The organism is Thioclava sp. 'Guangxiensis', assembly GCF_045348365.1.
Taxonomy (GTDB): domain Bacteria; phylum Pseudomonadota; class Alphaproteobacteria; order Rhodobacterales; family Rhodobacteraceae; genus Thioclava; species Thioclava kandeliae.
In genome coordinates this window covers 748,988-760,856 of the sequence record NZ_CP155823.1, presented here as the reverse complement: position 1 = coordinate 760,856, position 11,869 = coordinate 748,988, and the positions used below count along the sequence as shown (strand labels likewise).

Below are 11,869 nucleotides of genomic sequence, written 5' to 3'. Positions count from 1 at the left end.
CATCAATTAACCAGCCCAAATGGAGACCTCCTAGTGACCAAATCCTTGATCAACCGCCGTGGCCTTCTCAAAGGCGGAGCTTACGCCGTTGCAGGGGCGCTCGCGGTCCCTGCCTATGTCCGCCGGGCCTTTGCCGCGCAGCAGATCACGGTGGCCTCGCTCATGGCAGAGGAAAAGCCTGAAACCCTGATCTGGCACAAGATCGCCGAAATCGTCGAAGAAGCGATGCCCGGTGCCTTCGCCTTCAACATCGTGCCGAACGCAGCCCTCGGCGCAGAACAGGAAGTCGCGCAGTCTGCCAAACTCGGCTCCGTGCAGGCCTCACTCTCGACCATCTCGCTCATGTCGAACTGGGTGCCGGAAACCCAGATCTTCGACCTGCCGTTCCTGTTCCGTGATGCAGCCCACGTCCAGGCCGCCAGCGAAAGCAGCGTCGGCGACGAGCTCAAGGAAAAGCTCGCAGGCGAAGGTTTCGTGGTGCCTGCCTTCATCAACTACGGCGCGCGTCACTTGCTGACCAAAACCCCGGTCGCGGGCCCCGCACCTCTCGCGGGCATGAACATGCGCGTGATCCAGAGCCCGCTGCATACCAAACTTTGGCAATCCTACGGGGCGAACCCGACCGGTATCCCGATCGTCGAGACCTACAACGCGCTTCAGACCGGCGTCGTCGATGCGATGGACCTCACCAAAAGTGCCTATGCCGGCTTCAAACTCTACGAAGTCGTGCCCTATCTCACCGAAACCTCCCACATCTGGGCGACCGGCGTGGTCTATTACTCGCAGATGTTCTGGAGCACGCTATCGCCCGAGGCCCAAGAGGTTCTAGCGGCCGCTGCAGTCGAAGGAGCGGCCTATTTCAACGATCTCATCGTCGCTGACGAAACGAGTTCGATGGAGCAGGTCACCGCAGCCGGTGGCGAAGTGGTCCAGCCGACCGAGGTGAAGGCCTGGGTCGCCGGAGCGCGGCCCGTCTGGGAAGACCTCGCCCCCACAGTGGGCGGCATGGAGAAGATCGAAATGCTCTACGGGCTCGCCTGATGCTCGAAACACCGATGAGCCTGGGGGGCATGGTCACTGCCCCCCACCACCTTGCCGCCCATGTCGGGCGGGATGTCCTGCGCGATGGCGGCACGGCGATCGAGGCCGCGGTCGCTACTGCCGCGGCACTTGCGGTGGTCTATCCGCATATGACGGGGCTTGGCGGGGATGGGTTTTGGCTGATTGGCCGCGGCGGTTCCGAGCCTCCGCGCAGCCTGCACGCGACGGGACGGGCTGGGCGAAAGGCCGTTCCGGGACTCTACGAGAAAAACGGTCTGAATTCGGTGCCATGGCGTGGCCCCCTCGCCGCCCTGACCGTTCCAGGAACTGTATCCGGATGGGAGGCAGCCCTCGCGCTCTCCGCACAATGGCAGCCGCCTTTGCCACTTGAACGGTTGCTCGAACCCGCGATCCACTATGCCGAAGCGGGGTTTCCCGTCACCCGCAGTCAGGCCCGTCTTTGCACAGCCAAACGTGCGGAACTGGTCGATGTTCCGGGATTTTCCGATGTCTTCATGCCCCAAGGCAGGCCGCCGGAAGAAGGCGAGATTTTCCGCCAGCCCGCCCTTGCCCGCACCCTGCGCCAATTGGCTCGCAACGGCCTTCGCGATTTCTACGAGGGCGAGGTCGCGGCCCAGCTTGCCGCCGATCTCGAGGCCACGGGCAGCCCGGTGACCGCTGAGGATCTCGCCACGCATAAGGCCGAGTGGCTCGAGCCCTTGGCCCTCGAGTTGCCGCACGCAGGCGCTACGGTCTGGAACACGCGCCCGCCGACCCAAGGGCTGGTCTCGCTCATGATCCTCGGCATCGCCGACCGTCTCGATCTGGGGGTGGAAAGTTCGTTCCGACATGTTCACTGTCTTGTCGAAGCCAGCAAACGTGCATTCGCTGTGCGTGACCGCCACATCGCCGACCGCACGACCGTGCCCGCACCCGAACAGTTTCTCGCGTGCGAGTTTCTGGACCGAGAAAGGCGCCTGATCGACACCGCCCGCGCCGCGACTTGGGGCGAGCAGACGCATCCTGGCGACACGATCTGGATGGGCGTCACGGATCATGCCGGGCGCACCGTAAGCTTCATCCAGTCGCTCTATTACGAATTCGGCTCTGGCCTCGTCTCGCCACAGACCGGCATCACGCTGCAGAACAGGGGTGCCTCTTTCCGGCTGTCAGGAAACTGGAACATGCTCGCGCCGGGCCGCCAGCCCTTCACGACGCTCAATCCGGCAATGGCCGCGTTCCGGGACGGCCGTCAGTTGACCTATGGCACTATGGGCGGCGAAGGCCAGCCGCAGACGCAGGCCGCGATTTTCACGCGGCTCGCTCGTTTCGGACTGCCACTCCAAGAGGCCGTGACGGCCCCGCGCTGGTTGCTGGGCAAGACCTGGGGCGAGGGATCGCTGAGCCTCAAGATCGAGAGCCGATTCGACGACGACGTCATCACCGCCCTGCGCGAAGCGGGCCACGATGTCGAGGTGACAGGCCCATTCGAGGACTTCATGGGTCACGCGGGCGCCATCCTGCGCCAACCCGACGGAGTGCTTCGCGGAGCAACCGACCCCCGCTCGGATGGAGCGGTCTCTGCGATTTGAATTCAAGGATTGCACTTGAACGGGCAAAGGATACGGACAATGCGACATCTCAAACGCATCGCCATCGATGCCTACATGCTGCTGTTCGGCATAGCACTCGCGGGGGCCTTCCCACCTGCGCGAGGCGCAGCAGCAAAATAGCTTGGCACCATCAGCTTCTGGGCGGTCGCCCTGCTGTTCTTCCTCTACGGCACGAAACTCGACACCAAAGCGGTGCGTGCGGGTTTCCTGAACTGGCGATTGAAGGGTCCTACCTACGCGGCGACCTACCTTGCCTTCCCGGTGCTGAGCCTTCTGGTCGTCGCAATCTTCGGATCGGTCCTGAGCCCCGAATTGCAGATGGGCCTCCTGTTCCTCTCGATCCTTCCTTCGACGGTTCAAAGCTCCATCGCCTTCACCTCGATGGCCCACGGCAACGTGGCTGCCGCAATTTGTGCGGCATCGGTGTCGAACATCGTCGGCGTCATCCTGACACCGATGCTCGCCGCCGTCGTCATCCATTAGGGCGGCGAAGGCGCATCCCTCGACGCGATTTTCAAGATAGGCCGCCAGATCATCGCGCCATTCGCGCTCGGCCAGATTCTGCGTCCCTTCGTCGGTGCATTCGTGACGCGGCACCGGATGTCCGCGATGCTGGTCGATCGGGGAGCCATCCTTCTGATCGTCTACGCGGCCTTCAGCGCGGGCACCGTCGGTGGCCTGTGGGCACAGAACCTGCTGGCGCAGCCTGATCGCGCTGGGAATGATCGTTCTCGTTTTCCTCGCCCTGATCTTTTGCGGTCCCACAAGAGCCTCGCGAGCGGGCACAGGTCGTCTTGGAAATTCGACCAGTTTGCCGCGGTGCTAAGCTATAGAATTGGTTTGATTTCAGGCGGCAACCTTCAGTTTCGGAGATCGTCTATCTTAGGCCTCGTCCGGCGTCATGATCCCATGTGATGAGTGCGGGCGTCTTTCGTTGTGGTAGCAGATCCCGTCACCGATCCCGTCCTGGGCCTCGGAACCGGTTTCGAAGGCGTTCAAGTAGATGCATTCGTATTTCAGGGATCGCCAGAGCCGCTCGATCCTCCGGTTGTCGATCCAGCGCTCCCGACCATCCATCGAAATTTTGACCTTCACATTGCGCAGCACGTCAGTGAAATCGATGCTGGTGAATTGCGAACCTTGATCGGTGTTGACTATCTCCGGGGTGCCGTATCCGGCCAGCGCTTCTTTTAAAGCCTCGACGCAGAACCCCGCGTCCATGCTGTTCGAGAGTCGCCAGCTCAGCACCTTCCGGCTGTGCCAGTCCATGATGGCCACGAGATAGAGAAATCCTCGGCGCATGGGAATATAACTGATGTCAGCACACCAGACTTGGTTGGGCCGGGTGATGGGTAAGTCTTTCAGAAGATATGGATATATCTTGTGCTCCGGGTGTTCCGTGCTGGTCTTCGGTTCCCGGTCAGATCGGCACCAAACGTATGAGCTTCATCAGTCGCCGCACACGATGCCGCCCGCACTTGTGTCCCTCGCGAGCCAGGTGCCGGGCCATTTTTCGGGCTCCTTACCACGGCGTCTCGAGAAACTGCCGGTCGATGATTTCCATGAACTTCCGGTTCTCGGCGCTTTCTCCGTGCGGCAGGTCAGAAGAGGGTTGAGCGCGCCAGTGACAGCAGGCTGCATGGCCGCCGGACACTGAGATCGGGACGGTCTTTCTTCACCGCTTTTTGCCTCCAGTGCCGAGGATGAGACTTGAGGCTTCCGACAAAAAATCCCGTTCCACGACCAGCTGGCCGATTTGGGTTACAGCTTTTCGACCTCTGCTGCCGATATCGTCGGCTCCGCGAACGCCTGGCCGTTGAAGCCCTGTGGCATGTTCTCAATCGCGGTCCGTTTCCAGCCGCTGATCATCGTGGGGTGGATGTCATACTTCTTGGCGAGTTCGGCCGTCGTCAGTTCCTCGCGGATGGCTTCCAGAGCCACCTGCGTCTTGAACTCTGCCGAATAGCGTTTCCGTTTGGTCATTTCTGTGCGTTCTTCCTCAGGCGCTACAGCTTAGCACCTGGTCCGAAATCCCGGGACCACCTCTGCGCGGCAAGGCGGCTTTGCCGCGCACCCCTGATATGCTCGTGAGCGTTCAACGGACTGCTGAGACCACGACCTCGATCAACACATCCTTACCTAAATTAGCCACACCAATGGTGGCGCGGGTGGGCAGCTCGTCGGCCGCGAGCCAGTCGAGCCATGCCGCGTTCATCCCCTCTTTCTGGTCGAAATCGGTAATATAAAGCATGGCAGTGACGAGCTTCTCCTTGGAAGAGCCGACTTCTGCCAGAAGCGCGTCGATCTTGGCGCAGATCTGGGCGGTCTGGCCTTGCATATCGAGACCTAGATCATCGGCGATCAATCCACCGAAATGCAGCATTCCATCCACTTCGACGATGCGGTGGTTAATGCGGGTTTTCATATGGCGGGTAATGGTGGTCATGCAGATATCCTTCCTATGGAGCATGAATGCGCGGCACTGCCTCAGGCAAAACGCGCGATGGAAAACGGAGAAATCGGGGCCTGTGTGTGGCCGGTGGCGATCAGTTCGGCCATGATATCGCCCACCCCTGGCCCCATCTGGAACCCGTGGGCCGAAAAGCCGAACGCGTGGAACAGACCTTCGTGGCGGGCCGAGGGGCCGATGACGGGAATATCGTCAGGCATGCGCCCCTCGACACCCGACCAGCTACGCACAATGGTGGCCTGCCGCATGATCGGGAACAGGTCCATCGCCGTCTCGGCGGTGCGGCGCAACTCGGGGAAAAGGATCTCGGACTGATTTTTTGTGGCATCGGCGCGCCCGCGCCGTCCGCCACCGATAACCACGGTGCCATTCGGCATTTGCTTGAATGACAGGGGCCGTCCCGCAGCCCCTACCACAGCATCGCAAAAATGCGGCAGGCGGGCGGTCACGATCATCATCGGCGCTATCGCTTCGACGGGGGCATGCTCTCCCAATCGGGCCGCCAGAGCCCCCGCCCACGCGCCCGCACTATTAAGAAGCTTCGGCGCGCGAAACGCTCCCGCATCTGTCAGAGCCACCCAGTCCCCGGCATCGCGCGTGACATCAGTGACGGTGAGGCCCTCATGAAAACGCACCCCCAGCTTTGCGGCTTTCTGGCGAAAGGCAAAGGTGGTCCAGTAAGGCTGGGCAAACCCATCGGTGAGTGAGGCAAGTCCCCCCACTGCATGATCGGCCACCGCCGGAAGATAATGGCGCAGCTCGGAGCGCGACAGGATGGTTTCATGGGTAAAGCCCATGCCGTTCAGATCGGCGACACGGGTGCGCAGCCGGTTCAACTCGACCTCCGTCTCGGCAACCTTGATCTGGGGCGCCACCTGAAAGCCGGTATCATCGTCCAGTAGATCGCCGATGCCGTGCCAGATCCCCATCGAATGCTGCGAGATCGGCACCTCGGCATAATGGCGCCCAAGCCGGCGCACGCCACCTGCATTCACCCCCGAGGCATGGCGCGCCACGCTGTCTTTCTCGATTACGATCACATCCAGCCCGCGCTTGGCCGCAAAAAGCGCCGCCGCGCAGCCATGCAACCCGCCGCCCACCACCACCAGATCGGCTGTCCGGCCAGTATGAGGGGTCATCTCACTACCTCGGGCGTGTCAGGTTCGGGGGCAAAGCCCGCCAGTTCCGACAGTTGCAGCGGTTTCAGCGGCGGGCGGATACGGTAATAATCGGTGACAGAGGGGCTTTCGCCCTTGGTGGCCGCGATCACACCCGCCACGGCCAGCCCGCAGATCCGACCCTGACAGGGGCCCATGCCCGTGCGCAAAAGCGATTTTACCTGATTGGGGCCGGGGGCGCCCAGACGCACGGTCTCGCGGACACTGCCTGCGGTCACTTCTTCACAGCGACACAGAAGCACATCATCGGCTGGGGCCAACACCTCCGGCGCGGGGGCATAAAGAGTTTCCAGAAGCGGCCGCACCGCGCCGTCACGTTCCAGCGCTGCGCGCAGGCGGGTCAACCGGCCGCCTTTCACCTCACGGCCCAAGGAACGCGCGATCTCAAGCGCCACCAGACGACCTTGAAGTGCGGCCGAAGCCGCCCCCGCAATCCCTGCACCATCGCCTGCCACATAGAGCCCCGCGACACTTGTCTGGCCCGCCGCATCGAGCGTCGGGCGGAAGCAATGCTGCGACGCATCCCAGTGGTGCGCGGCGCGCAAGAGCCGCGTGATCTGCTGGTTGGGCACAACACCCTGATGCAGCGCGATCGTGCCGCTATCGATGCGGTGGCTCTTGCCGCCAGAGGTGAATTCCAGCGCCTCGGCGGCACCGCTTCCCATGATCGCAAGATCCTGCGCATGGCGATAGATGGGCACGCCCGCCGCGCGCACGGCCTGCATCAGACGTAAGCCCTTGGTCAGATAGGTGCGCGCTTTCAGAGCCTTGGGCAGATGCTTGGCCGCCGAGAGCATCCGGCCCTTGGGGATATTTTCGACCACCGCTTTGGGCGGGCAGCCTGCCGCCACCATCTGCTGCGCCAGTAGCCACAATAGCGGCCCTGAGCCTGCCAGCACCGCATCGGGCTGCACCACACCAGCCGATTTCAGCAGGATTTGCAGCGCGCCTATAGTGGTGACACCGGGCAGGGTCCAGCCGCGCATAGGCATCGGGCGTTCAAGCGCACCAGTCGCGGAGAGGATCGCCCGTGGACGTATCTGCGAGGAGGTCCCCTCTTGCGAGACATCAATCATCAGATCGGTGCCGATATTCCAAACAGATGCACCGGCGCGATAGGCGGCAGAACTGGCGCGGAATGCCTCGGCCAAAGACCGGCCCGCGCTGTAATCTGCGCCTAAGATCGCCTCGCGCTTGGGCGTTACGGTTTCGATACCGCGATAGATTTGACCACCCGGACGGGGCTGCTCATCCAGCACCACGACCGAGAGGCCGGCCTTTGCAGCTTCGGTTGCGGCAGCCATGCCAGCAGGGCCTGCACCAATAACGGCCAGATCGACAGAAACGGCGCTCATAGCGTCACCTCCGCAGCACCCACCTGACGGCGGACCTCTAGACCCTCGCGCACTTCGGTCATGCAAGCCTGCCGGTTGGGAACGCCATCGATTTGGACCAGACAGTCAAAACAGGCCCCCATCATGCAATAGATCCCTCGCGGCGCGCCCGAGACAACACTATCACGTAGGTTGCGGATACCGGCGGCGGTCAGCGCGGCGGCCACGCTTTCACCAACCTGCCCCTCGACGGGCTGTCCCTCAAAGGTAAAGGTCACGAGGCGGCCGGTTTCAATGCGCCGAGGCGTGGACGGTGCCATTGGCAAATCTCCTTGAATGGAAAGCGTCGAATTCGGGGCCAAGCGCCCCTTGTGCAAGTGCAGGAGCCAGCGCCAACGCATGCGCTCCCGCGAGGGTTACGCCAGAATGGCAATTGACGGAAAACACGCCCGGATGTGTCTGCGATTGCTGGTAAATCGGGCAACCATCGGGGGTAAGGATACGCACCGCCCCCCAGCTACGCACGATGCGCAGCTGCGCCAGAGCCGGAAAACAGCGGATGGCATGGCGGGCCAGATCGCTCATCACGCTGGTACGACTTGCGGTGGAATAGCCGGTATCCTCGTGACTATCGCCCATCATGATCGTGCCTTCGGCTGTCTGGCGTAGAAGATGGGTGGGCATCGGCATCAGCGATCGGGCGCGCTCTGTCACGAGGATTTCGCCCTTTTCGGGGATCAATGGCAGATCAAGCCCCACCATCGGCGCCAGCCAGCGATTGCCATGACCTGCCGCAAGCACGACCTGCGCGCCACGGAAACGCCCCTTGGCAGTGGAAACCGCGTAGCCTGTGCCGTCCTTTTCGATGGTCTGCGCAGTGGCCTCATTGACATAGCGCCCACCCCTGATCTGAATCGCCTTGTGCAGCGCGCTTAACAGGTGCAGGGGGCTGGCGTGGCCGTCATGCGGGGAATAGGCCCCGCCCAGCACATCAGGCCCTAGGCCCGGAAAGATCTCATCCATCTGCTGGCGGTCTAGCATCTCGGCGCCATAGCCCAGATTGCCGTTATAACCGCTCATCCGTTCGATCTGTTCACGCTTGCGAGCCAGTTCATCCTCGGAAAGGCAAAAACTCAGCCCGCCCGGTTTGTGATAGGCGGGCGAAATCCCGCTATCCTGTTCCAACTCACCTGCAAACTCGGCCCAGACATCGGCCGAACGGCGCGACCAGCGGGCGTATTCGGGCATAAACTCGCCCTTGGAGGACACCCAGACCAGGCCGAAATTCCCGCGGGAAGCACGTAACGCCACATCACCTTCATCAAGCATGATCACGCGTTGGCCCGCCCGCAAAAGCCCGTAAGTCATAGCCGCGCCAACTAACCCGCCACCGATGACGATGGTGTCGACGGACTTATCTTCGATAGTCATTTCTTTCCCTCTCCGATCAACAACCGGTCAAGCCCGTAGATGCGATCGACGATAATCATCAGGACCACGGTAAAGATAATGGTGACGGTCGAGACCGAGGCCACCAGCGGATCTGTCGTCTGCGCGATATAGGAGAACAGGCGCACAGGCAGTGTGGTGGTGGACGGGTTCACGATGAAAATCGTAACGGTCAGCTCGTCGAAACTGGTGATAAAGGCCAGCACCCAACCACCAACGATACCCGGCACAATCGAGGGCAGAATGATCCGCCGGAAAATCGTCCAATCGCTGGCGCCAAGTGCCGCTGCGGCTTTCTCTGCGTCGCCATCAAGCCCCGTCACCGAAGCCAACACCAGCCGCAGGATGTAGGGAGTAATCACAATCACATGGCATAGCGTCAGTCCGAAGAATGTCCCCGAAATACCGATCATCGACATGAAGCGCAGGAATGCGATGCCAAGGATGACGGTGGGCACCATCAAGGGCGACATGAAGAAGGCCAGAAGCGCCTCGCGGCCCTTGAACTTCTGCCGCCCAATCGCCAAAGCTGCAGGTACGGCAACGACAGTGGCCACTGTTGCGGCCCAGAAACCCAGCTTGAGGCTGATCCATGCGGCAGCGATGAAATCGGGATTGTCCCAGATGGCGCGGAACCAGCGTAGCGATAGCCCCGAGGGCGGGAACTCCAGAAAGCCCTCGGGCGTCAGCGACACGCCAATCACCACAATAATCGGGGCCAGCATGAACAGCGCAAAGAGCCCCATGAAGACCTTGGCGAAGATACCGTTATGTCTCATGCGTGGGCCTTTCCAAGACGGGCCTCGATCAAGCGGTTCCAGCTGACCATGATCACCAGCACCGACACCAGAAGCACAATCGCAATTGCCGCGCCCAGCGGCCAGTTGAGCGTGTTCATGAACTCGTCATAGACCACGGTCGCCACTACCTTCATGCGCCGCCCGCCTAGAATGGCCGGTGTGGCAAAAGACGAGGCAGAGAGGGAAAAAACGATAAGCGAGCCCGACAGAACCCCGGGCATTGCCTGTGGTAGCACCACGCGGCGGAAGGTGGTCCATGCGCTGGCGCCCAGGCTCTCGGCGGCGGCTTCTGTCGAAGGATCTCGCCGTTGCAGCGCGGCCCAGACCGCAAGGATCATGAAAGGCACCATTACATGCACCAGCGCCAGCACGATGCCGCCGGACGTATACATCATCTTGATCGGCATATCGATCAGCCCCCAGTCTTTCAGGGCGGTATTGATGACGCCACGATTGCCCAGCAGGATCGCCCAACCGAGCGTGCGCACCACTACCGAGATCAAGAGCGGCCCAAGCACGACAAGGATCATCACAGAGCGCATCCTTGACCCCATCCGGCTCATGAAATAGGCCATAGGGACGCCGATCACCGCGCAGATCAGCGTCGTTACCAGCGCGATGGCAAAAGTGCGCCCGAAGATCTCCCAGTAATAGCTGTCACCGAAGACGGCGACGTAGTTATGCAGACTGTAATCAGATCCGATGCCTTTGTAGAAATCGAAACTGTGCAGGCTGAGAGTGAAAGTCATGATCAGCGGCACAAGCAGCATCGTGCCAAAGAGCAAAAGCGCCGGTGCGCTTAGCGCCCATGCGCGACGGGTGGGGCTATGGCTCATAGGCTTAGCCCCGTAACCGGCCGGCCCTCGGCTGGCAGAATGCGCAGATGCGCCTCTTCCCAGTCCAGATGCACGGTCTCGCCCAGATCGGCCACGGGCTGGCCGGAGTTGGGGCGCAGCACCATCAGCGCGCCGATCATTGTCTCGACCCGCATCAACCATTGATCACCAAGGAAAATCCGTTCGATCACTGTGCCGGAGAGCTTGCCATCCTGAGGCCCTAGAGTGATCCGCTCTGGGCGCATAGCGATTTCAACAGGGCCGGTCATGAGATTGACGGCAGGCCCGTGCAGCGTAAGGCCACCACAGTCCAGTACCGATCCCTTCTCTGAGGTTGAAATCAACTTGGCCGGTAGATTGTTGCTTTTGCCGATAAAAGACGACACGAAGGAATTCTTCGGATGTTCGTAGACATCAAAAGGCGCGGCATCCTGTTTCAGCTTTCCCTTTTCCATCACGATCACCTTATCCGAAAGTGCCAACGCCTCGGACTGGTCATGCGTCACCATCAGTGTGGTCACGCCTGCCTCGCGCTGGATGCGGCGCAGTTCTAGCTGCATCTCCTCGCGCAGTTTGGCATCAAGGTTGGACAAAGGCTCGTCAAGCAGCAGCAGTTCCGGCTCGATCACCAGCGCACGCGCCAGTGCCACCCGCTGGCGCTGTCCGCCCGACATGGCGCGAGGATACCGATCAGCCAGATGGCTCAGATGCACAAGATCAAGCGCGGCCGTCATACGGCGTTTGATCTCGGGTTTCGGAGTTTTGCGCATATCCAGACCGAAGGCCACATTCTCTGCCACGGTCATATGCATAAACAGCGCATAAGTCTGGAACACGATGCCGAGCCCGCGCTTGCGCGCCGGAATGCTTGCGAGATCACGGCCATTCAGCGTGATCTGGCCGTCCGAGACATCCTCGAAGCCCGCGATCATCTGTAGCGTGGTGGTCTTGCCGCAGCCCGACGGCCCCAGTAGAGACACGAAACTTCCGCGCTCGACGGAGAAGCTGAGGCTGTCAACAGCGGTGATCAACCCGTAGCGTTTCGTGAGATTGGTCAGTTGGAGGAAAGCCATCGGCCTGTCACCTCTCTCTTGTGGTTGGCCCTGCGGACGTGCCCTCAGGGCAAAGGCACCGGCGCAGCCGTCGGG

General features: G+C 61.4%; 10 protein-coding genes and 2 pseudogenes. 3 read left to right on the top strand and 9 right to left on the bottom strand.

Features of this window, described 5'->3' with window-relative positions:
- Positions 1-33: 33 nt before the first annotated feature.
- The 3 genes and pseudogenes from ABEB22_RS17005 (at position 34) to ABEB22_RS16995 (ending at position 3,569) form a co-directional block, all read left to right on the top strand.
- A complete protein-coding gene (locus tag ABEB22_RS17005; protein ID WP_406871181.1) occupies positions 34-1,041 on the top strand; it encodes a TRAP transporter substrate-binding protein in 1,008 nt (335 codons plus the stop codon).
- Positions 1,041-2,633 carry a gamma-glutamyltransferase family protein gene (locus tag ABEB22_RS17000; protein WP_349295517.1) on the top strand — a complete coding sequence of 531 codons (1,593 nt, stop codon included), beginning with the start codon at positions 1,041-1,043 and terminating at the stop codon, positions 2,631-2,633. Before ABEB22_RS17005 ends, ABEB22_RS17000 begins: the two co-directional genes overlap by 1 nt.
- A 213-nt stretch (positions 2,634-2,846) precedes the next feature.
- Positions 2,847-3,569 (top strand): annotated as a pseudogene (locus ABEB22_RS16995) (bile acid:sodium symporter).
- Here ABEB22_RS16995 and ABEB22_RS16990 read toward each other — a convergent pair.
- The 9 genes and pseudogenes from ABEB22_RS16990 to ABEB22_RS16950 form a co-directional block, all read right to left on the bottom strand.
- A pseudogene (locus ABEB22_RS16990) lies at positions 3,537-4,637 on the bottom strand (IS3 family transposase). The pseudogenes ABEB22_RS16995 and ABEB22_RS16990 overlap by 33 nt on opposite strands.
- A gap of 112 nt (positions 4,638-4,749) precedes the next feature.
- The gene (locus ABEB22_RS16985; RefSeq protein WP_349295516.1) at positions 4,750-5,100 is read right to left on the bottom strand and encodes a RidA family protein; all 351 of its coding nucleotides are present in this window, start codon (positions 5,098-5,100) and stop codon (positions 4,750-4,752) included.
- Positions 5,101-5,141: 41 nt separating this feature from the next.
- Complete coding sequence (locus ABEB22_RS16980) at positions 5,142-6,263, bottom strand: FAD-dependent oxidoreductase (protein WP_339114722.1); 1,122 nt, start codon at positions 6,261-6,263, stop codon at positions 5,142-5,144.
- A complete protein-coding gene (locus tag ABEB22_RS16975) occupies positions 6,260-7,657 on the bottom strand; it encodes a (2Fe-2S)-binding protein (RefSeq protein ID WP_349295515.1) in 1,398 nt (465 codons plus the stop codon). Before ABEB22_RS16975 ends, ABEB22_RS16980 begins: the two co-directional genes overlap by 4 nt.
- Positions 7,654-7,956, bottom strand: coding sequence for a (2Fe-2S)-binding protein (locus ABEB22_RS16970; protein WP_349295514.1), 303 nt, complete (start codon positions 7,954-7,956; stop codon positions 7,654-7,656). Before ABEB22_RS16970 ends, ABEB22_RS16975 begins: the two co-directional genes overlap by 4 nt.
- Positions 7,928-9,067, bottom strand: a complete 1,140-nt coding sequence (locus tag ABEB22_RS16965; RefSeq protein ID WP_349295513.1) for an FAD-dependent oxidoreductase — start codon at positions 9,065-9,067, stop codon at positions 7,928-7,930. Before ABEB22_RS16965 ends, ABEB22_RS16970 begins: the two co-directional genes overlap by 29 nt.
- Positions 9,064-9,864, bottom strand: coding sequence for an ABC transporter permease (locus tag ABEB22_RS16960; protein WP_339114726.1), 801 nt, complete (start codon positions 9,862-9,864; stop codon positions 9,064-9,066). Before ABEB22_RS16960 ends, ABEB22_RS16965 begins: the two co-directional genes overlap by 4 nt.
- The gene (locus tag ABEB22_RS16955; protein ID WP_339114727.1) at positions 9,861-10,721 is read right to left on the bottom strand and encodes an ABC transporter permease; all 861 of its coding nucleotides are present in this window, start codon (positions 10,719-10,721) and stop codon (positions 9,861-9,863) included. The genes ABEB22_RS16960 and ABEB22_RS16955 overlap by 4 nt, the downstream gene beginning before the upstream one ends.
- Positions 10,718-11,794 (bottom strand): ABC transporter ATP-binding protein, encoded by a 1,077-nt coding sequence (locus ABEB22_RS16950; protein WP_349295512.1) that lies wholly within the window; start codon positions 11,792-11,794, stop codon positions 10,718-10,720. Before ABEB22_RS16950 ends, ABEB22_RS16955 begins: the two co-directional genes overlap by 4 nt.
- Positions 11,795-11,869 lie beyond the last annotated feature (75 nt).

Excerpts from the sequence above, each read along its gene's own strand:
- ABEB22_RS17000 (WP_349295517.1), top strand. The coding sequence starts at position 1,041 with ATGCTCGAAACACCGATGAGCCTGGGGGGCATGGTCACTGCCCCCCAC.
- ABEB22_RS16985 (WP_349295516.1), bottom strand. The coding sequence starts at position 5,100 with ATGACCACCATTACCCGCCATATGAAAACCCGCATTAACCACCGCATC.
- ABEB22_RS16980 (WP_339114722.1), bottom strand. The coding sequence starts at position 6,263 with ATGACCCCTCATACTGGCCGGACAGCCGATCTGGTGGTGGTGGGCGGC.
- ABEB22_RS16975 (WP_349295515.1), bottom strand. The coding sequence starts at position 7,657 with ATGAGCGCCGTTTCTGTCGATCTGGCCGTTATTGGTGCAGGCCCTGCT.
- ABEB22_RS16970 (WP_349295514.1), bottom strand. The coding sequence starts at position 7,956 with ATGGCACCGTCCACGCCTCGGCGCATTGAAACCGGCCGCCTCGTGACC.
- ABEB22_RS16965 (WP_349295513.1), bottom strand. The coding sequence starts at position 9,067 with ATGACTATCGAAGATAAGTCCGTCGACACCATCGTCATCGGTGGCGGG.
- ABEB22_RS16960 (WP_339114726.1), bottom strand. The coding sequence starts at position 9,864 with ATGAGACATAACGGTATCTTCGCCAAGGTCTTCATGGGGCTCTTTGCG.
- ABEB22_RS16955 (WP_339114727.1), bottom strand. The coding sequence starts at position 10,721 with ATGAGCCATAGCCCCACCCGTCGCGCATGGGCGCTAAGCGCACCGGCG.
- ABEB22_RS16950 (WP_349295512.1), bottom strand. The coding sequence starts at position 11,794 with ATGGCTTTCCTCCAACTGACCAATCTCACGAAACGCTACGGGTTGATC.